This is a genomic window from Flavobacterium cupreum, from assembly GCF_003996965.1.
GTDB lineage: Bacteria > Bacteroidota > Bacteroidia > Flavobacteriales > Flavobacteriaceae > Flavobacterium > Flavobacterium cupreum.
Genome location: NZ_QWDM01000002.1, coordinates 483854 through 502727, shown reverse-complemented (window position 1 = coordinate 502727; position 18874 = coordinate 483854). Strand labels below are relative to the sequence as shown.

The window sequence follows — 18874 nt, the reverse complement described above, 5'->3', positions numbered from 1 at the left end:
GTTTTTAATACTTAATTCACCACAAAACCTGGTGGTCAATTTGCTCCGGAATTAGGTGGTCAGTTTGCTCCGGAACGGGTGGTCAATTTACTCCGGAATTAGGTGGTCAAATTGACCGGTTTTTCCAATAGAATAGCAGTCTTCTTTTTCAAGGCTGTATAATTTTTTCTTCGGTGCGCTTTCAGGCTGCGGCAGGCTGCGGGCAGGGCCGAACATCTCAGCCATAACGCTTCGGTCTATCCTTACAAGGCGGATTCCCAGATTAACTGACGGAATTTCCCCCTGGCTGACAAGCCGGTAAAGTGTTCTTTTGGCAACACCAAAAAGAATGCCAGCTTCCGGAACAGAAAGAAAAGCCTTGTTCTCGGGTATTTTACCTGCCAGCACTTTGATCTCCTCTTCCTTTTTTAGCCGCAGCATCTTCTGTTTGTATGCTTTTTTGCTGCATTTAGGAGAGCAGTAGACGGAAGCTACGTTTTTGGGCAGAAATTCCCCGCCGCAGACAAGACATTGTTTATTTAATCGTTTCATAGCTCAATCTACTGATTAATACACCATAAGCATAAATAAGTGCCACTTTATCGCCTTTTAAGTGCCGGTACAAATGTGGTACAAATATATGATAAAAAACGATTAAAAAATAGCAGAATAAAAAAAGAACAAAAAAGAAAAAGCGCTGTAAACATAAAGTTTACAGCGCTTTAGCACTTATTCTTAACTGATGTTAATCAGTAATTATTTGACTTCTTCGAATTCAACGTCTTCAACATTGTCACCTTGAGACTGCTCTTGTTGAGGAGCCGCTTGTTGACCTTGTTCACCACCTTGAGCGTACATTGCTTCTGTAGCTACTTTCCAGGCTGCATTTACATTGTCTAATCCTTTTTGGATTGCTTCAAGATCTTGAGATTGGTGAGCAAATCTTAATTCTGTCAAAGCAAATTCGATAGCTGTTTTTTGATCGTCAGTAAGCTTATCCCCTAACTCTTTCAACTGAGTTTCAGTTTGGAAGATAGTACTGTCAGCTTCATTTATTTTTTCAGCTTTAGCTTTTAAAACTTTATCAGACTCAGCGTTGGCTTCAGCATCTTGTTTCATTCTTTCGATTTCTTCAGAAGTTAATCCGGAAGAAGCTTCGATACGAATATCGTGAGATTTACCAGTTCCTTTGTCAGTAGCAGTTACTTTGATGATACCATTAGCATCGATGTCAAAAGCAACTTCAATCTGAGGAACTCCTCTTGGTGCTGGTGGAATACCATCTAAGTGGAAACGACCGATAGTTTTGTTATCAGCTGCCATTGCTCTTGCTCCCTGAAGAACGTGTAGTTCAACAGATGGCTGAGAATCAGAAGCAGTAGAGAAAACCTGAGATTTTTTAGTTGGGATAGTTGTGTTTGCTTCAATTAATGTAGTCATAACACCACCCATAGTTTCGATACCTAAAGATAAAGGTGTAACGTCAAGTAACAATACATCTTTTACATCTCCGGATAAAACTCCACCCTGAATAGCTGCTCCAATTGCAACAACCTCATCAGGATTAACTCCTTTAGATGCTTTTTTACCAAAGAATTTTTCAACTTCTTCAACAATTCTTGGGATACGGGTAGAACCACCAACCAAGATAACTTCGTCAATATCAGAAATAGATAAACCTGCATTTTTCAACGCTTTAGCAACTGGTGCCATAGAACGTTTTACTAATGAATCAGTTAATTTTTCAAATTGAGCTCTAGTTAATTTTTTAACTAAGTGTTTAGGTCCGGAAGCTGTAGCAGTTACATAAGGTAAGTTGATTTCAGTTTCTGCAGAAGATGACAATTCAATTTTAGCTTTCTCAGCAGCTTCTTTGATACGTTGCAATGACATTGGGTCAAGACGCAAATCGATACCTTCTTCAGCTTTAAATTCGTCAGCTAACCAGTCAATAATTGTATGGTCAAAATCATCTCCTCCTAAGTGAGTGTCTCCATCAGTAGACAATACTTCGAAAACTCCGTCTCCTAATTCAAGAACAGAGATATCAAAAGTACCTCCACCTAAATCGTAAACAGCAATTTTTTGATCCGTTCCTTTTTTATCTAATCCGTAAGCAAGTGCCGCAGCAGTTGGCTCATTGATGATACGCATCACTTTAAGACCAGCAATTTCACCAGCTTCTTTTGTAGCCTGACGTTGTGCATCGTTAAAGTAAGCAGGAACAGTAATAACTGCTTCAGTTACAGTCTGACCTAAATAGTCTTCAGCAGTTTTTTTCATTTTTTGAAGTGTCATTGCTGACAATTCCTGAGCAGTGTATAAACGACCGTCAATATCCACACGTGGTGTATTGTTGTCACCTTTTACAACACTGTAAGGAACTCTTTTTGCCTCTTCCTGAGTCTCAGCAAAAGTGTGTCCCATAAAACGTTTAATAGAAGCAATCGTTTTTGTAGGATTCGTTACTGCTTGTCTTTTTGCAGGATCACCTACTTTAATTTCGCCACCTTCAACAAAAGCGATGATAGATGGAGTTGTTCTTTTTCCTTCTGCGTTAGGAATAACAACTGCTTCGTTACCTTCCATTACAGAAACACAAGAGTTCGTCGTACCTAAGTCAATTCCGATTATTTTACCCATTTTTTATATATTTAATTTTTGATATACATTTTAACTCAGGTGGCATAAGTCAATCTTTGTGCCAATATAAAAAACCAAAGTAAATTGTCAGTTTTAATGTTGTCATGGTAAAAATCAGCTGACAACATGACATTTTTAAAACCTGACAACTGTGGCATATCAGTACTTTAGGTGTCATTATCAGGAGCTTTTCCTGCTGTCCCTCCAATCTTTTATGCCGAACCCCGGCACAAAAGGATTTTCCCTCCCATCAGGGCTAGGGCATTTATTTTCAAAAGAAGCTTATCTGATCTCATCAGATTATATCTTTCCATATTTTCAATTAAATCCTGAAATACTTACATTAGCAACTTTCTTCAATCACATAGAATTATAAATGGAAAACTACAGCATCATTATATTTATTCTCGCGATCGTCATCGGGCTATCCGCTTTTGCCGACACCATCAAATTACCACAGCCTATTTTACTTGTTATGGTAGGAATCGCAATCGGATTTATTCCCACCATGAACGAAATTGAAATTAATCCGGAAATTATTTTCCTGATATTTCTGCCGCCTTTATTATACGATGCCTCTTTTAATATTTCGCCTAAGGATTTCAAAACCAATCTGAATACAATTGGCACACTCGCTATTTCACTAGTTTTCCTTACCGCCTTAGGAATCGCTGTTTTAGCCCATTTTACAATTCCGGGAATGACCTGGCCGCTGGCTTTTGTCCTTGGAGCAATTCTCTCTGCTACAGATGCTGTAGCCGCAATAAGCATTACAAAAGGACTGAAAATATCACATAAAACGATAACTATTCTTGAAGGTGAAAGTTTAATTAATGATGCTTCGGCATTGGTTGCCTATCGTTTTGCAGTGGCTGCCGTCATGGGTTCGGCTTTTGTCATCTGGAAAGCTACACTCGAATTCCTGCTTTTACTGGGAGGTGGATTTTTAGTAGGTTTTGTAATGGCGAAAATGCTGGGTTTTATATTGAACCGAGTACACAAAAACGTAAATGTAACGATTAGCTTCATGCTGTTAATGCCTTTTGTAACTTATCTTATCGCAGAACATCTGCATGTTTCTGGAGTAATTGCAGTCGTTATTTTGGGATTGGCAATTGCCCGTTTCAGTAAAAAAATATTTCCGGAAAGTTTAAAAATCAGTCCCGAAACCTTTGGGATATTATCATTTTTCTGCTCAACGGACTAATCTTTATTTTAATCGGACTTAATTTTCGTTATATTATGAAAGACATAGACAACAGCATGATTCTGCCTTACATCGGTTACGCAGCAATCATTACTATTGTGGCTTTATTGATTAGGATGGTCCGAATATTTTTGCAGAAAATCAATCTCCAAAAAGCATTTCAAAATACCAAAAGGAAAAGAAAAGTGAGCGAACATGCACTTTTGGATTTTAATAATAGTATCATCTTAAGCTGGTCCGGAATGCGGGGAATCGTTTCTCTGGCCATTGCAATTGGTATCCCTAAAGAACTGGAAGACGGGACTCCCTTTCCCGAGCGAACTGTTATTATATTTATCTCTGTAGCTGTTGTTCTTTTAACACTTATTGGTCAGGGACTTACTTTGCCTTTAATTGTAAAAAAATTTAGTACCAAAGAAAATAACGATCCTAAAGAATCGTTCTAAAATTACAGCGTTTCGTAACTACTACAAACTAAAATTTTACAAATTATGGAAAACAGCATTGCAATTTATGGCGCTTACGGACATACAGGGAAATTTATTGTAGCTGAACTTTCCAGAAAAGGATATAAGAACCTCCTGCTTTCCGGAAGAGATCCCGAAAAATTAACTCTTCTCCATCAGGAATATCCGGATTTAAAAATAAAAGCAGCCGCCATTGATGATCCAAAAGCAATGGATGACGCTTTTTACGGAGCCTACATTATCATAAATTGTGCAGGGCCTTATTTAGATACTGCAAAACCTATCATTGAAGCTGCTTTGCGTTCAGGCAGTCATTATATCGATTTGAGTGCGGAACAAAAAGCAGTATTAGATGTATTTGAACTTTTTGCTGAACAGGCAAAAAACAGTAAAATTTTAATAATTCCTGCCGCTGCCTTTTACGGTGGGTTAGCCGATCTGCTCAGTACGGCACTAACTCAGGACTGGAACAAAATTGACGAAATAAACGTTTATATAGGTCTGGATTCGTGGCATCCGACCAAAGGAACAAGACTGACCGGAGATCGAAACCACTATAAAAGATTAACATTCAAAGACAATCGTTTACAGGAGCTTGAAGCCGGGGTTCCAAAGGAATGGGATTTCAAAAACCCGATCGGAATTAAGGAAGTTGTGGCTTTACCGCTCTCTGAAATTATTACAATTTCCCGCCATTTAAATGTACATACCATTAGTACCTTCCTTAGTCAGAACTCTTTGAATGATCTCCGAAATAATGACACGCCCGAACCAAAACCGGTTGACAGTAAAAACCGCTCTTCTCAGCAATTTTGTGTGGAAGTTATTGCGGTAAAAGGCAATATCAGGAGAACCGTTTCGGCTCATGGACAGGATATTTATGCCGTTACAGCACCTTTGGTTACAGAAGCTGTCAACAGAATCTTATCGGGCAGCATAAAAAAAACAGGTGTCACAACAATGGGCGAAGTCTTTGACGCTTCTGATTTTTTACAATCCTTAAGTGAAGATGATATTAAAATAGCTGCCATAGAAGAATCTACATTAAATTAAAAACCTATTGTCCCTTACACAATGCCAAAATTCATATCCTTATTCTTCTTATTATTTCCCATAGCCTTATTGGCGCAAAAAGATAATTTCAATAAAAAAATCATTAAAGTAAATGGCGATCTGAACAAAGATGGCTTAGCAGACTATGTTCTAGTTTCGCAAGACACTTTAAGCGACAATGCCCCGTATCTACTCGAAATTTATTTTGCTGAATCCAATGGTCATTTCAAGCGCGTCCTTTCGTCAGTAAAAGCTATAGATCCGGCTTTTCCCGAAGGCAGAAAAGGGTATTACAATGGAAATGCATTTTCGGATATTACCATAAAAAAAGGCATTCTTAGTATCAACAATGAACTTTTGCGGGGTCACTATGAGCATAAATTCAGGTATCAGCATAATAATTTCGAACTCATTGGTTTCTCCGAAGTCTATTCGGACGGACAGGGAACAATGGGAACGATTGACTTTAATTTATCGACTGGAATCCGCATCAAAAAGACAGAACCTTATGGCGAAGATGATTTTCCGGTAACAAAAACTCAAAAGAAAATCATTATCAGGCCGCTTCCGAAACTAAAGGATTTTGCTCCTTTCAAAACGGAATATTTTTAAAAACCAGCGGCAATAGTTCTGTTTTGCAGTAAAAGGTCTGAGTTTTTATTTGTAATTTCGATTTCTCAATAAAATACAAACAAAATGGTTTCATTTATTAAAGAATTATCTTTTCGCTGGTCAGATCTTGATCCAAATTTTCACGTTCGTCATAGTGCTTATTACGATTTTGGGGCACAACATCGTATCGAAATATTAGAACAGCTGGGTTTAACCCTGCGTGTCATGCAGACGCAAAGTTTTGGCCCGGTTTTGTTTAGGGAAGAATGCATCTTCAGAAAGGAATTAAAACTTTCAGACAAGATATTCATTCACACCAAAACTTCAAAAATGAAGGCAGATGCTTCCCGCTGGTCCATTATACACGAATTCAGGAAGGAAGACGACACCCTTTGTGCTGTCATCACCGTAGACGGCGCCTGGATGGATACCAAACTGCGTAAATTAGCTTCGCCAACTCCTGAAATTGCTATTGAAGCGTTAAGTATTTTCCCTAAAAGTGATGATTTTATTGGGCTTTAAAAGAAAATCTTAATCTGTTATAAATTACAAAAATCCAAAAAGCACCTTCTAAAAAATAGTCGTTTTTTGGATTTTTTTTAAACTTACAACCCTATGATTGATTATTTAAAAGACTTTAGAATAGGTGTTTTTATTACCATTATAGCGATTGTTACTATTGCTCTGGGTGCTATTACCGACAAGGTATTACGTTATTTTTTATATCGCAAATTAAGCAATAAGGAATATGACGCGACTGGTTTCCGGTTTCTGAAGCATTTAATCATCACCGTAATTTATATTTTGGGATTTGCCTTTGCTTTAATCCAGATTCCGGAATTTAAAATTATCGGACATTCCTTTTTGGCAGGTGCCGGAGTAATTTCCCTGGTAGCGGGGCTGGCATCACAACAAGCTTTGAGTAATATTGTAAGCGGTATTTTCCTCGTGATTTTTAAGCCTTTCCGGATCAATGATAAAATTACCATCAATGGCTTCGTGGGCACAGTGGAAGATATTAATTTGCGGCAGGTCGTTTTGAAAGATGCCGAAAACAACCGGATCATTATTCCGAATTCGGTTATCAGCAATCAGATTATCGTAAACACCAATATGCACGATACCAAATGCTGTAAAATAATCGAAATTGGCATCGGGTACGACTCAGATGTCGAAAAAGCACTGGAAATCATGAAAGAGGAAGTGGCCGGACATCCTCTTTTTATTGATACCCGAACAGCCGAAAATAAAAAGCAAAAAATACCTCTGGTCGTCGCACGTGTTGTAGCACTTGCCGATTCCTGCGTGACGCTGAAAGCATGGGCGTGGGCGAAAAATTCGACAGACGGCTTTATCATGTACTGCGATTTATTGCAAAGCATCAAAAAACGTTTTGACGAGGCCGATATTGATATTCCTTATCCGCAGCGTGTTGTTACGCTGAAAAAATAATCCCTGCAATAAACTTTCGGTTTTTTCTGATAATTTTAAGAGTATAATTTTTGCATTTAAAGCGGTAAGCCTTACTTTTATTATAATTGCAAATTAAAACTGTCTGAAAATGAAAAAAATACAAATCATATTGCTGCTGCTTCCCTTTATATGTCTGGCACAGCAGGAAAATATAAAAGCACTCGACATCAATTTAACCAATTATGAATATCCTTTCCCGGTTCATTTTTTAGAGTTGAACAATCAGCGTCAGCCTTTAAAAATGGCTTACATGGATATCAAACCGGAAAATTACAACAACAAAAATATCGTACTGCTTCATGGTAAAAATTTCAACGGAGCCTATTGGGAAACCACAATCAAAGCGCTGACAAAAGAAGGTTTCAGGGTCATTGTTCCGGATCAGATTGGTTTCGGAAAATCTTCAAAACCGGATCATTTTCAATACACATTTCAACAACTCGCAGAGAATACCAAAAAAGTACTGGATCATTTAGGAATTCAGAAAACAACCGTTCTCGGACATTCCATGGGCGGAATGTTGGCCACAAGATTTGCGCTGATGTATCCCGAAACAGCAGAAAAACTGGTCCTTGAAAATCCTATTGGTTTAGAAGACTGGAAATTGGTCGTTCCTTACAAACCCGTAGAATGGTGGTACGAATCGGAATTGAAACAAAATTACGAAGCCATCAAAAAGTACCAAATGGAAAATTATTACGACGGCAAGTGGAATGCTGATTTTCAAAAATGGGCTGAACTGGGCGCAGGATGGACGACTGCCCCGGATTATTCAAAAGTGGCCTGGAATTCTGCCTTACTTTACGATATGATTTTTACACAACCCGTTTTATACGAATTTAAAAACATCAAAAGTCCGACACTTTTAATCATCGGAACGAGAGACAAAACGGCTTTAGGAAAACAGCTTGTCCCGGAAGAAGTCAGAAAAACAATGGGCAATTATATGGAATTAGGCAAGAAAACACAAAAAGCAATTCCGAATGCAAAATTAGTTGAAGTTCCGAACACCGGACATTTACCACATATTGAATCATTTGATTCCTTTATAAAACCATTAATTGTATTTTTGAAACAATAAAACTTTAACCTTAAAAACGAAATATATGTTTACTATAGAACAAATAAAAGAAGCACACGGCAAAGTAAAAAGCGGTGCTGATTTTCCAAATTATATACAGGATTTAATCATTTTAGGCGTAAAAGGGTACGACACATTTGTACACGACGGCCATGTTGAATATTACGGGGTAAACAATTACAGCGTTACTGCTGATGAAAAATATCCTGAAATTAAAATCTCAGTGGCTGTCAATAAAGAGCTTTTTATCGAATTTCTGGTCAAACACCAGAATGGCGAAACAGATTATCTTACATTTTGTAATCATGCTGCACAATCTGGTATTGCCAAATGGCGTGTAGATATCATCGAAATGACCTGTACTTATTTTGATCTGGCAGGAAACGAAATATTGATTGAAAAAATTCCGGGTTAATATTATTAAAAAGAATTTAATTTTTCATTTAAATGTCCAATACATTTTCACCTCTTATACAGCCTGAAGAATTAGTAAAACTGCAGGAATCATCAGGAATCATACTGATTGATGCACGGGCCGGAATTAATGCCGAAGAAAATTATCAGAAAGAACACTTAAAAGGCGCGCGCTATGTTGACCTGAATAAGGACCTGGCAACCGTCGAAAGCGATCCTGCACAGGGCGGAAGACATCCGCTGCCTTCTTTTCAAAAGTTTTCAGAAGTACTTTCCAGACTTGGAATTCAGCCTTCGGGCCATGTGATCATTTATGATGATAAAAGCGGGGCGAATGCCGCGGCCAGATTCTGGTGGATGCTGCGTGCCATTGGCCATGAAAAAGTGCAGGTTTTAAATGGCGGTTTGCAGGCTGCAATAAAAGCAGGTTTTCCGGTCAGTTCGGAAATTGAAATTTTCGAACCCGTTGAAAAATATCCGGTTTCAGCATGGAATTTAGCCTTAGCCGATATTGAAGCAGTCGAAAAAGCCCGAAATAACGACGAAAACATCGTAATCGATGTTAGGGATAAAAATCGTTTTGACGGACTCACAGAACCCCTGGATTTAATTGCAGGACATATTCCCGGTGCGGTCAATGTTCCCCTTAGTGAAAACTTAAACGAAAATGGCTTTTATCATTCTGCTGAAATATTACATCAGAAATACAGCCAAATTTTGGGCGATGTAAAACCTGAAAGCACAATTGTACATTGCGGTTCGGGCGTTACGGCCTGCCATACTTTGTTAGCAATGGACTACGCCGGAATTCCGATTCCGAAACTGTACATTGGCTCCTGGAGTGAATGGTCGCGAAACGATCGCGACATGTTTACACAGCAAACAAAATAACCGCGAAGTAAAATTCATAATTATTAGCCACAGATTACCGGATTAAAATGATTTTAAAAATCTGTGCTAATCTTTTATCCCGATAGCTATCGGGAGTGGCAAAAACAACTATTAATCTATGTTTTTGTTTGTTAAAGATATACGCAACAGGTAAAAACAATTCTATTAAAAAACAGAAATGCAGCATTGGGATATACTTTTGTCGAATCAGGTAAACAAAAAAGCCTTTATCGATACTTTACTTTCTGGCGAAGCCAAAGGAGAACTAGCCGTTTTTAACAATCAAAAAGGGATTCTTTTTTCAGATATTGCCATTGAGAAATTCATCGAAAAAGAATACCAGTACGACATTGTTGAGGCTTCTCCGGATTCCCACAGGCAATTGCGGACCTTTTCTTCCGGCGAACGCAAAAAAGAGTTTTTAAAATACTGTATCAGCCAAAAACCTGACTTTATCATTTTCGATAATCCATTTGATCATTTAGATCAGGCCTCGCGTGTCATTTTAGCCGAGTCTTTAAAAGATTTAACAGAGCAGATCGCTATTATTCAAATCGTAAACCGCGTTACCGACGTACTTCATTTCGTGCCCAATAAAGCGCAGATCAAAGACAATACCTTTGAATTACATCCTCTTTCAAAAATAGAAAAACTTTATAAAACGCTAAATACAGCGGCAATTCCAAAAGCTTTGGAATCACATTCCTTCGACGAAAATGTCTTAATCAAAATGGAAAATGTTTCCGTAAGCTATGACGACCGAAAAATTGTAGATCAAATTTCATGGACCATAAAACAAGGTGAATTCTGGCAGTTGATCGGCCCGAACGGTTCCGGGAAAAGCACGATTTTATCTTTAATCACCGGCGATAATCCAAAAGGTTTCGGGCAGGATTTACATTTGTTCGGAAGAAAAAAAGGAACCGGGGAAAGCGTCTGGGACATCAAAAAACAAATCGGAATCTTCACGACTTCCATGACCGATTTATTCCAAAAAGGACATACTCTGGAAGAAATGATTCTTTCGGGATTTTTCGATTCCATCGGTTTATACATTGAGCCTACCACTTTGCAAAAACAAACCGTGGCGCAATGGCTTGAAGTAATTGAAATGAGTGATTTGCGCAAAAAACGTTTCATAGATCTTTCTATTGGCCAGCAAAGAGTCGCATTAATTGTCCGTGCGGTTTTAAAACATCCGCCTTTATTAATTCTGGATGAACCTGTAGAAGGTCTGGACGACGAAAATGTTGCTCTGGTCATTCAGTTGATCAACACCATCAAACAGGAAACGAATGTCAGTATTTTATACGTTTCACATCGCATCGAATCCGGCCTCGCCCCTACTTCGGTATTTGAATTGCTTCCGGCCCCCACAGGGTCAATCGGCAAAATCAAATACCACCCGGAGCTAAACTAAAAAACAAAATGAAAATTAAATATCCTGTGTTATTAGTCTTATCCCTAATAATCACTTCCTGTTCCGGCACCATTGCCACTACCAAAAAAGAATATAAGATCACTCCAGCGGTTGCCCTAAAATCAGACTGGAACTTAAATACAACAGAATGGTTTCTTGAAAAAGACACGTTAAGGGGAATTGGCGGACCCATGCATTGGGGTGTCATAGAATCTAAAAAGAAACTTCCGGAGAATTATGAAATTGCTTTTAACGTCAATATGACCAAAGAATCACTGTTTGAAATTATGTTAAACATCGATAAGGAACAATATATCAGAACCTATCTCTATCAGATCGACCAGAATATCGTGATTGGAAGAGGTGTTTACAAAAAAGGAACAGATGAATATGAAAAACGCGGCGGCCCGACTTTATTCAAAAAACCAATGAAGTTAGAAAACAACAAATGGTATTCCGTAAAAATAAAAGTACTGCACAAGCATTTGTTCTTTTCAGTCGATAACGAAACTGTCTTAGAATGTTCCCTGGAAAAAAGCCTGTTAAGCCAACAAGGCAAGTTAGGTTTCCTAACCAACGGAGAAGCAAAAATCAAGGACTTAACCATTAAAAATATCCCATAAAAAAAGCTCCGACTGGAGCTTTTTAAATATCAGGAATTATCTAATTTTCTAATTAAAAAATTATCTAATTAATTTAAAAAATCATCTAATTAATTCGCTTCTTCTTCCATATTATGAGACTTCCCGTAATTGCGCCATTTCTCGATACAATCCTGGAAATCTTGCGGTAATTCCGTATCAAAACGCATCATTTCTCCGGTATTCGGATGTACAAAGCCAAGTGTTTTGGCATGCAGCGCCTGACGTGGCAAAGCTTTAAAACAATTTTCTATAAACTGTTTGTATTTCGTAAACGTAGTTCCTTTCAGAATCAAATGGCCGCCATAACGTTCATCATTAAACAACGGATGCCCGATATGCTTCATGTGCGCACGGATCTGGTGTGTTCTTCCTGTTTCTAATCGACAGGAAATCAAAGTCACATAACCAAAACGTTCCAGTACTTTATAATGCGTAATAGCAGGTTTCCCGATTTCAGGATCGGCAAAAACAGCCATCTGCATGCGGTCTTTCAGGTGTCTGGCAAGGTTTCCTTCAATTGTCCCTTCCTCTTCGGCCACATTTCCCCAAACAAGGGCAATATATTCGCGTTCCGAAGTTTTAGCTTCAAATTGTTTGGCCAGATGTGTCATGGCCGCTTCCGTTTTGGCTACCACCAGAAGTCCGGAAGTATCCTTATCAATTCGGTGCACCAAACCAGGTCGTTCGCTGCTGTTCATAGGCAGATTATCAAAATGATGCGCCAGGGCATTCACCAAAGTTCCGGTATAATTTCCGTGACCAGGGTGTACGACCATTCCGGGTTCTTTGTTAATCAGTAACAAAGCATCATCTTCATAGACAATATTCAACGGAAGATCTTCCGGAAGAATATGGTTTTCAAACGGGGGGTGCGTCAGCATTACGGTCACCACATCAAGTGGTTTTACTTTATAATTTGATTTTACAGGAATATCATTTACAAAAATGTTTCCTTCAGTGGCTGCGTTCTGAATTTTATTTCGGGTCGCATTCTGAATCAAATTCATTAGGTATTTGTCAATACGCAATAGCGCCTGACCTTTAGGGACTTCAAATCTGAAATGTTCGAATAATTCGTCTTCCAGATCTAAATTTTCATTATTATTGTTCATCTTGTGGTGTTTCAGTTGCCGGCACAGCTAAACTGTCTGTCGCCTGACTGTCGTCTACATACGATGCTTTTCCGTCTCCTAAAACCAAATCGATTTTAGAAGCTTTGAGCACGCGGTCTCCTACTTTTAAGTTTCTTCCTTTATAACGCATTTCCAGAACCATATCTTTTCCAAGGTTCGGAATGTAAGTGATCGTTCCCGCTTCAAGCCCTAAAGCTTTTAGGGTCGGAACCGCTTCGCGATAGGTTTTTTCGATTAAGTCCGGAATTTTAACCGACGAAAAACCGGATGCATTAATTTTAATATATATTTTTCTTCCTACTTTTACCTTTGTTCCTGGCAGTGGATCTTGCTCTACAACACTATATTTAGGAAATTCACTTCTATAATCAACACTATCCAAAAGCACATAATCCAGATCCAATTCGTCCAGCTTACTTTCCACTTGTTCTTCTGTCAGTTTGGATAAATTCGGAACGGTTATTTCGTTCCCGTGATCCGTTGTAAAAGTCAGCCAATGCATAAACAAATACCCCAAAACTGCAATAATAGCAGCCGCACCTAATACCTGAAGAAAAAATACACGGCTTGTTAAATACTTACGTAAACTCATAAAATTATTTTTAGTTGTCGCAAAGATAAACCTATTTCGTTTCAAAAAAAATGATAATTTTGTTTAAAACAAGAAAGTATAGGGATTGTTGTCCTGAGCCAAGCCGTTTGTCGTGCTGAGCGAAGTCGATTGTCATCCTGAGCGAAGCCGTTTGTCATCCTGAGCGAAGCCGAAGGATGATTTTCAGGAGCCATTTCCTGCTGTCCGCTGTATCTTTTATGCCGAACACCGGCACAAAAGGATGCCGCTGCCATCAGGGCTGGGGCACTTGTTTTCATAAAATATTTTAAGTTTTGTTTGTCAGGCTGAACGAAACCGGATTGTCTGGCTGAGCGAAGTCGAAGTGTCACACTTATCGAAGTTCAAATTGTCAGGCTGAGCGAAGTCGAAGCCTCCGCAAAGTGATGCAGCAAACGTGGGCTTCGACTTCGCTCAGCCTGACAAAAAAAGTTTTAAATGTCGCTCAGCCTGACAAAAATGAGAATCACCCATAAAAACCTGAAACAAAGAAAACCTGAAACGAATAAACAAATAAACGTTTAAACAAATAAACATCAAAAAATGAAAAACATAGCCATCATCATGGGCGGATATTCAAGCGAATATAAAATTTCTCTTATCAGCGGAAACGTCGTACACCAATACCTTGACAAAACGAAATATATCGGTTTCCGTATTCATATTTTTAAGGAAAAATGGGTCTATGTAGATGAAAACGATGCTGAATTTCCAATTGATAAAAATGATTTCTCCGTTACCGTAAACGGACAAAAAATCACTTTCGACTGTGTTTTCAACGCCATCCACGGAACTCCGGGCGAAGACGGACTTATGCAGGCTTATTTCGAATTACTAAACATCCCGCAATCTTCCTGTGATTATTACCAGTCCGCATTGACTTTCAATAAACGTGATTTGCTTTCGGTTTTAAAACCATACGGAATCAAAACGGCAATTTCCTATTACCTTAACAAAGGTGATGCGATCAATACAGCCGAAATTGTAAAAAAAGTCGGTTTACCCTGTTTCGTAAAACCAAACAAAGCAGGTTCGAGCTTCGGAATTTCAAAAGTAAAAACAGAAGCCGAATTGCCAATTGCCATTGAAGTGGCTTATAAAGAAGACAACGAAATCATCATCGAAAGTTTCCTTGACGGAACGGAAGTTTCGGTTGGTGTCATTAATTATAAAGGCGAAATCAAAGTTTTACCGATTACAGAAATTGTATCAGACAATGATTTCTTTGACTACGAAGCCAAATACGAAGGAAAGTCACAGGAAATAACACCTGCCAGAATTTCAGACGAATTAACTCAAAAAGTGGGAGAAACGGCAAAACGTGCTTACGAAGTGTTGAAAATGAAAGGTTTCTCGAGAAGCGAATTCATTATCGTAGACAACGAGCCGTACATGCTCGAAATGAACACGATTCCGGGATTAACAACAGAAAGCCTGATTCCGCAACAAGCAAAGGCAGCCGGAATCTCCCTGGAAGATTTGTTTACCAATGCGATTGAGCTGGCTCTTTCTTAAAAGTTGCTAAGATCCTAAGGTTCTGAGACGCTAAGTTTTAGAACCTTATTTTTTTAATCACAATATTGTCAGACTACATGAAGTCGAACTGTCAGACTGAGCGGAGTCGAATGTCAGACTGAGGGAAATCGAATGTCAGACTGAGCGAAGTCGAAGTCCCGTAACAATTTATGATGCGTTGCGCTCTGAATGCGATTTCTCCTTCGTCGAAATGACACAAAACATAATTTAGAAGAATTAAATAAACTTTATGAAAGTGGTAAAATTATAAAAATCACCAGAAAAAATCTAAATTTTAATAAACAGGACTTAGTACCTTAGCCACTCAGAAACTTAGAACCTCAAAAAAAATGAAAGAAATTTTCGAATGGAACAGAATATTTTATAACGATCTGCCGGAGAATTTTGCTCTGGAAGTTATTTTTCGATCCACAGTCATGTTTACAATTCTGTTGCTCACCTTAAAACTGGCCGGAAAACGAGGTGTAAAACAACTATCCATTTTCGAAACCGTCATTATTATTGCCTTAGGTTCCGCAGCGGGAGATCCCATGTTTTATGAAGATGTTGGCATTGTTCCGGCGGCCATTGTTTTTACGGTAATTATTGCTTTATATCGGGGCGTAACCTGGCTTACGGGGAAAAGCAAGAAATTTGAAGAATTCATTGAAGGCAAAACTGAATGTCTGATCAATAATGGTAAATTTTCTATCGCTACATTCAAAAAAGAAAGTCTCGCGCAGGATGAGTTTTTCTCAGAACTACGCATAAAATCCATCGAACATCTTGGGCAGGTAAAACATGCCTTTATAGAAACCAGCGGTGAAGTAAGCGTCTTTTTTTATGAAGATAAAGAGGTACAATACGGCCTTCCGATTTTACCGGCCGCATTCAATAAAAAAAGTAAAATTATTGAGAGCGAAGGCGTTCATGCCTGTACTTTTTGCGGTCATACCGAAGAACAAAAGCCGGGAACTGCTAAATGTGAAGTATGCCAAAAAGACGAGTGGGTTCCGGCCATCAAAACACTTAGAATAACGTAATAGAGTTAAATTCCAATTCTAATCGTGATTTGGATAAATTCCAAATTCCAATAAAAATCAATAAAACTCTAGCATCTTTATTTAAAAAACTCTGAACCTTTGTCACTGTGAACCTCTGAACCTTTAAAAAAAAAAGCTTTAGCTTGTTTGATTAAAAAACTCTGAACCTTTGTAACTTTGAATCTTTGAACCTTAAAAAAACTCTGAACCTTAAAAAATGAGAAAAGCCATATTCCCCGGATCATTCGATCCGATTACGCTGGGTCACGAAGATATCATCAAAAGAGGAATTTCCCTGTTTGACGAAATTGTAATTGCGATTGGTGTTAATGCCGAAAAAAAATACATGTTTTCACTGGAAGAGCGGAAACGTTTTATCGAAGAAACCTTTAAAGACGAACCCAAAATTTCGGTGATCACTTATGAAGGACTGACCATAGATCTGGCCAAAAAACTAAAAGCGAATTTCATTTTAAGAGGTTTGCGAAATCCGGCCGATTTCGAATTCGAAAAAGCCATTGCACACACCAACAGACGCCTTTCTAAAATAGAAACGGTATTTCTTTTAACGGCTGCCAAAACATCTTATATCAGTTCGAGTATTGTTCGCGATGTATTGCGCAATAATGGTGAATATGAATTATTGGTACCGGATGCTGTTAGGGTGAAGAAGTAATTCCAGCTAAATTTAACTTAAAAATATAAATTTGGAGAAGTAACATATATATCTATTTTTGTACAATTAACCAAAACACTAAAAATGGTATTTTATTACGGAACCAAAGCTACGAATTTAAGAAATGGGCAAATTATTAATGTAGATTGTCCCAATTGCAACACCAATGTGTCAATGATTTACAGCGTATTTGGAAAATATGGTCACTTGTATCTCATCCCTTTTTTCCCAATCAAAAAATTAACTTTTGCTGAATGTAATTCTTGCAAAAAAACATTCGAACAAAAAGAATTACCAGCGCCAATACAGCAAAAACTGGAAGGAGAAAAAGAAAAAAACAAAGTGAAGACTCCGATCTGGATGTTTTCGGGGTTGTTTTTAATTGCTGCTATTATCGGTCTTGTTTCCTACAGTTCACATCAGACAGACTTAGACACAGCAAGCTTTATTAAAGATCCAAAAGCCGGAGATATTTATTATTTAGACTCAGTTGAAGGCTATTATACTACCTTAAAAATAAATCAGGTTTCAAAAGACAGTCTGACTGTTTTCCTGAATGATATGGAAATAGGTAGTAAAACAGAGATGGATAAAATTGATATTGACAAAAATTACACAAAGAAATCTAACATATCTAAAAAAGATATGTTAAAACTTTATAATGAAAAGAAAATTTATGAAGTTAAACGCAATTAGAATTTAATCTTCAGGCATAATTTGCGAAACGTAGTATTTAACTCTACTTTCGCCAAAAAATAAGATCAAAAACATGAGCATAGAAAGAGAATTAAACAAACGCAGCGGATCGAAATGTGAACTTTGCGGCGCAACCGAAAACCTTAAAGTATATACGGTTCTGCCCACCCAAAAAGGCGGGATTGACGAAAGCGTAATGGCGTGCGGCACTTGTGTAGACCAGATCGAAAATCCGGATAATGTCGATTTAAATCACTGGAGATGCTTAAACGACAGCATGTGGAACGAGAATGTAGCCGTACAGGTTGTGGCCTGGAGAATGTTAAGCCGTTTGCGTGCTGCAGGATGGTCACAGGAATTACTGGATATGATGTACCTGGACGAAGATACGCTGGCCTGGGCAAAAGCAACAGGTGAAGGCGAAGAAGCTGAAAACAAACTGGTACACCGTGACAGCAACGGCGTAATTTTAGAACACGGAGATTCTGTTGTTTTAATCAAAGACCTAAAGGTAAAAGGATCAAGCATGGTCGCCAAACAGGGAACTGCTGTTCGTAACATTCGCTTAGACCATGAAAATGCCGAATACATAGAAGGAAAAGTAGACGGTCAACAGATTGTCATTATCACGCAGTACGTGAAGAAGATATAATTTTTAAAGGTACAAAGGTTCAAAGGAACAAAGTTGCAAAGATTTTATTTTTATAACCTGAAACTAAAAAAGGCTATTCAAAATCTGAATAGCCTTTTTTGGTTTTATGCTTGAAAGTAAATTATTTCTGGAATAATTTATTGATCTGATCTTTTACGAATGGCTCAGAAACGCTGCTTGTTGCAGAAGAAGCTTCTTTTGAAGAAACCATGAACTGAACTGTAGCTTTCTCAGGAATAACACTTCCTGTGTAGTGCAACCAGATATAGTTATTAGGCAATTCTAATTTAATATCGTACAAAGGGCTTGCAGTAAAACCTCCCATAATAATATTATAAAGGCCTGTGTAATCATTGTTTACGTTTTTAAATGAAAACTTTCTTAAAGCAGAAGAGTCATCATCATTCTGGATGCTAGTATAATAAACAGTATATTCATCTCCAATTTTTTGAATATAATTGTTATTTACTTTTCCCAATTTTTCAACTGGTACAGTTTCAAGAACTTTAATCTGTGCAAACGAAACAAAACTAAAGAGCAAAATGGCAAGGGTAATAATTTTTTTCATAACGAATTTGGGGTTAATTTTTACTAATATTATAAACGCCGAAATTATGAAAAATTACCGCTACAACTGCTATTTTATTAACATTAAATTGTGAATA

The 18874-nt window shown here is 37.9% G+C and carries 22 protein-coding genes; 16 read left to right on the top strand and 6 right to left on the bottom strand.

The genetic code is table 11. The features are described from left to right. Window positions 1-87: 87 nt before the first annotated feature. Window positions 88-531: a helix-turn-helix transcriptional regulator gene (locus D0817_RS04830; RefSeq protein ID WP_127337270.1), complete on the bottom strand. Its 444-nt coding sequence runs from the start codon at window positions 529-531 to the stop codon at window positions 88-90. A gap of 204 nt (window positions 532-735) precedes the next feature. After that, a complete protein-coding gene (dnaK, locus tag D0817_RS04825) occupies window positions 736-2622 on the bottom strand; it encodes a molecular chaperone DnaK (protein ID WP_127337269.1) in 1887 nt (628 codons plus the stop codon). Between the two features lie 376 nt (window positions 2623-2998). Here dnaK and D0817_RS04820 point away from each other — a divergent pair, with 376 nt between their 5' ends. The 11 genes from D0817_RS04820 (at window position 2999) to D0817_RS04775 (ending at window position 11863) form a co-directional block, all read left to right on the top strand. Further along, the gene (locus D0817_RS04820; protein ID WP_262708213.1) at window positions 2999-3829 is read left to right on the top strand and encodes a cation:proton antiporter; all 831 of its coding nucleotides are present in this window, start codon (window positions 2999-3001) and stop codon (window positions 3827-3829) included. Continuing rightward, window positions 3760-4275 carry a cation:proton antiporter domain-containing protein gene (locus D0817_RS26405; protein ID WP_306462202.1) on the top strand — a complete coding sequence of 172 codons (516 nt, stop codon included), beginning with the start codon at window positions 3760-3762 and terminating at the stop codon, window positions 4273-4275. The genes D0817_RS04820 and D0817_RS26405 overlap by 70 nt, the downstream gene beginning before the upstream one ends. A 45-nt stretch (window positions 4276-4320) precedes the next feature. Further along, window positions 4321-5349, top strand: coding sequence for a saccharopine dehydrogenase family protein (locus D0817_RS04815; protein ID WP_127337268.1), 1029 nt, complete (start codon window positions 4321-4323; stop codon window positions 5347-5349). A 21-nt stretch (window positions 5350-5370) separates the two neighbouring features. After that, a complete protein-coding gene (locus D0817_RS04810; protein WP_127337267.1) occupies window positions 5371-5961 on the top strand; it encodes a hypothetical protein in 591 nt (196 codons plus the stop codon). An 84-nt stretch (window positions 5962-6045) separates the two neighbouring features. Continuing rightward, window positions 6046-6483, top strand: coding sequence for an acyl-CoA thioesterase (locus D0817_RS04805; RefSeq protein WP_127337266.1), 438 nt, complete (start codon window positions 6046-6048; stop codon window positions 6481-6483). Between the two features lie 93 nt (window positions 6484-6576). Next, window positions 6577-7413, top strand: a complete 837-nt coding sequence (locus D0817_RS04800; RefSeq protein ID WP_127337265.1) for a mechanosensitive ion channel family protein — start codon at window positions 6577-6579, stop codon at window positions 7411-7413. Window positions 7414-7522: 109 nt separating this feature from the next. After that, the gene (locus tag D0817_RS04795) at window positions 7523-8515 is read left to right on the top strand and encodes an alpha/beta fold hydrolase (protein WP_127337264.1); all 993 of its coding nucleotides are present in this window, start codon (window positions 7523-7525) and stop codon (window positions 8513-8515) included. Window positions 8516-8540: 25 nt separating this feature from the next. Continuing rightward, the gene (locus tag D0817_RS04790; RefSeq protein WP_127337263.1) at window positions 8541-8930 is read left to right on the top strand and encodes a DUF1398 domain-containing protein; all 390 of its coding nucleotides are present in this window, start codon (window positions 8541-8543) and stop codon (window positions 8928-8930) included. Between the two features lie 32 nt (window positions 8931-8962). Then, entirely contained in the window at window positions 8963-9820 is an 858-nt protein-coding gene (locus D0817_RS04785; protein ID WP_127337262.1) for a sulfurtransferase, read from the top strand. A gap of 178 nt (window positions 9821-9998) precedes the next feature. Then, window positions 9999-11240, top strand: coding sequence for an ATP-binding cassette domain-containing protein (locus tag D0817_RS04780; RefSeq protein ID WP_127337261.1), 1242 nt, complete (start codon window positions 9999-10001; stop codon window positions 11238-11240). 8 nt (window positions 11241-11248) lie between these two features. Beyond that, window positions 11249-11863, top strand: coding sequence for a hypothetical protein (locus tag D0817_RS04775; protein WP_127337260.1), 615 nt, complete (start codon window positions 11249-11251; stop codon window positions 11861-11863). Between the two features lie 89 nt (window positions 11864-11952). On the opposite strand, the gene D0817_RS04770 is transcribed toward D0817_RS04775, so the two are convergent. From D0817_RS04770 to D0817_RS04760, 3 genes are read right to left on the bottom strand one after another with little or no spacing between them, the layout of a single operon-like run. Next, on the bottom strand, window positions 11953-12996 hold the full coding sequence (locus tag D0817_RS04770) for an RluA family pseudouridine synthase (RefSeq protein WP_127337259.1): 1044 nt from the start codon (window positions 12994-12996) through the stop codon (window positions 11953-11955). Beyond that, window positions 12986-13609 carry a PASTA domain-containing protein gene (locus tag D0817_RS04765; protein ID WP_127337258.1) on the bottom strand — a complete coding sequence of 208 codons (624 nt, stop codon included), beginning with the start codon at window positions 13607-13609 and terminating at the stop codon, window positions 12986-12988. The genes D0817_RS04770 and D0817_RS04765 overlap by 11 nt, the downstream gene beginning before the upstream one ends. Window positions 13610-13650: 41 nt before the next feature. After that, the gene (locus D0817_RS04760; protein WP_127337257.1) at window positions 13651-13887 is read right to left on the bottom strand and encodes a hypothetical protein; all 237 of its coding nucleotides are present in this window, start codon (window positions 13885-13887) and stop codon (window positions 13651-13653) included. 283 nt (window positions 13888-14170) lie between these two features. On the opposite strand from D0817_RS04760, the gene D0817_RS04755 reads away from it, so the two are divergent. From D0817_RS04755 to D0817_RS04735, 5 genes are all read left to right on the top strand, one after another. Further along, a complete protein-coding gene (locus tag D0817_RS04755) occupies window positions 14171-15142 on the top strand; it encodes a D-alanine--D-alanine ligase (RefSeq protein WP_127337256.1) in 972 nt (323 codons plus the stop codon). 350 nt (window positions 15143-15492) lie between these two features. Beyond that, entirely contained in the window at window positions 15493-16185 is a 693-nt protein-coding gene (locus D0817_RS04750) for a DUF421 domain-containing protein (RefSeq protein WP_127337255.1), read from the top strand. A 217-nt stretch (window positions 16186-16402) separates the two neighbouring features. Beyond that, window positions 16403-16861, top strand: coding sequence for a pantetheine-phosphate adenylyltransferase (gene coaD, locus D0817_RS04745; protein ID WP_127337254.1), 459 nt, complete (start codon window positions 16403-16405; stop codon window positions 16859-16861). A gap of 84 nt (window positions 16862-16945) precedes the next feature. Beyond that, window positions 16946-17557, top strand: coding sequence for a zinc ribbon domain-containing protein (locus D0817_RS04740; RefSeq protein WP_127337253.1), 612 nt, complete (start codon window positions 16946-16948; stop codon window positions 17555-17557). Window positions 17558-17630: 73 nt separating this feature from the next. After that, the gene (locus D0817_RS04735) at window positions 17631-18209 is read left to right on the top strand and encodes a PhnA domain-containing protein (protein ID WP_127337252.1); all 579 of its coding nucleotides are present in this window, start codon (window positions 17631-17633) and stop codon (window positions 18207-18209) included. Window positions 18210-18330: 121 nt separating this feature from the next. On the opposite strand, the gene D0817_RS04730 is transcribed toward D0817_RS04735, so the two are convergent. Continuing rightward, window positions 18331-18777, bottom strand: coding sequence for a hypothetical protein (locus D0817_RS04730; RefSeq protein WP_127337251.1), 447 nt, complete (start codon window positions 18775-18777; stop codon window positions 18331-18333). Window positions 18778-18874 lie beyond the last annotated feature (97 nt).

Bases quoted from the DNA above. Each gene is read 5' to 3' on its own strand.
- D0817_RS04830 (WP_127337270.1), bottom strand. From the start codon at position 531: ATGAAACGATTAAATAAACAATGTCTTGTCTGCGGCGGGGAATTTCTG.
- D0817_RS04755 (WP_127337256.1), top strand. From the start codon at position 14,171: ATGAAAAACATAGCCATCATCATGGGCGGATATTCAAGCGAATATAAA.
- D0817_RS04800 (WP_127337265.1), top strand. From the start codon at position 6,577: ATGATTGATTATTTAAAAGACTTTAGAATAGGTGTTTTTATTACCATT.
- D0817_RS04740 (WP_127337253.1), top strand. From the start codon at position 16,946: ATGGTATTTTATTACGGAACCAAAGCTACGAATTTAAGAAATGGGCAA.
- D0817_RS04775 (WP_127337260.1), top strand. From the start codon at position 11,249: ATGAAAATTAAATATCCTGTGTTATTAGTCTTATCCCTAATAATCACT.
- D0817_RS04760 (WP_127337257.1), bottom strand. From the start codon at position 13,887: ATGAAAACAAGTGCCCCAGCCCTGATGGCAGCGGCATCCTTTTGTGCC.
- D0817_RS04770 (WP_127337259.1), bottom strand. From the start codon at position 12,996: ATGAACAATAATAATGAAAATTTAGATCTGGAAGACGAATTATTCGAA.
- D0817_RS04785 (WP_127337262.1), top strand. From the start codon at position 8,963: ATGTCCAATACATTTTCACCTCTTATACAGCCTGAAGAATTAGTAAAA.
- D0817_RS04790 (WP_127337263.1), top strand. From the start codon at position 8,541: ATGTTTACTATAGAACAAATAAAAGAAGCACACGGCAAAGTAAAAAGC.
- D0817_RS04765 (WP_127337258.1), bottom strand. From the start codon at position 13,609: ATGAGTTTACGTAAGTATTTAACAAGCCGTGTATTTTTTCTTCAGGTA.
- D0817_RS04815 (WP_127337268.1), top strand. From the start codon at position 4,321: ATGGAAAACAGCATTGCAATTTATGGCGCTTACGGACATACAGGGAAA.
- D0817_RS04805 (WP_127337266.1), top strand. From the start codon at position 6,046: ATGGTTTCATTTATTAAAGAATTATCTTTTCGCTGGTCAGATCTTGAT.
- D0817_RS04795 (WP_127337264.1), top strand. From the start codon at position 7,523: ATGAAAAAAATACAAATCATATTGCTGCTGCTTCCCTTTATATGTCTG.
- coaD (WP_127337254.1), top strand. From the start codon at position 16,403: ATGAGAAAAGCCATATTCCCCGGATCATTCGATCCGATTACGCTGGGT.
- D0817_RS04730 (WP_127337251.1), bottom strand. From the start codon at position 18,777: ATGAAAAAAATTATTACCCTTGCCATTTTGCTCTTTAGTTTTGTTTCG.
- D0817_RS04810 (WP_127337267.1), top strand. From the start codon at position 5,371: ATGCCAAAATTCATATCCTTATTCTTCTTATTATTTCCCATAGCCTTA.
- D0817_RS04735 (WP_127337252.1), top strand. From the start codon at position 17,631: ATGAGCATAGAAAGAGAATTAAACAAACGCAGCGGATCGAAATGTGAA.
- D0817_RS04780 (WP_127337261.1), top strand. From the start codon at position 9,999: ATGCAGCATTGGGATATACTTTTGTCGAATCAGGTAAACAAAAAAGCC.
- D0817_RS04750 (WP_127337255.1), top strand. From the start codon at position 15,493: ATGAAAGAAATTTTCGAATGGAACAGAATATTTTATAACGATCTGCCG.
- dnaK (WP_127337269.1), bottom strand. From the start codon at position 2,622: ATGGGTAAAATAATCGGAATTGACTTAGGTACGACGAACTCTTGTGTT.
- D0817_RS04820 (WP_262708213.1), top strand. From the start codon at position 2,999: ATGGAAAACTACAGCATCATTATATTTATTCTCGCGATCGTCATCGGG.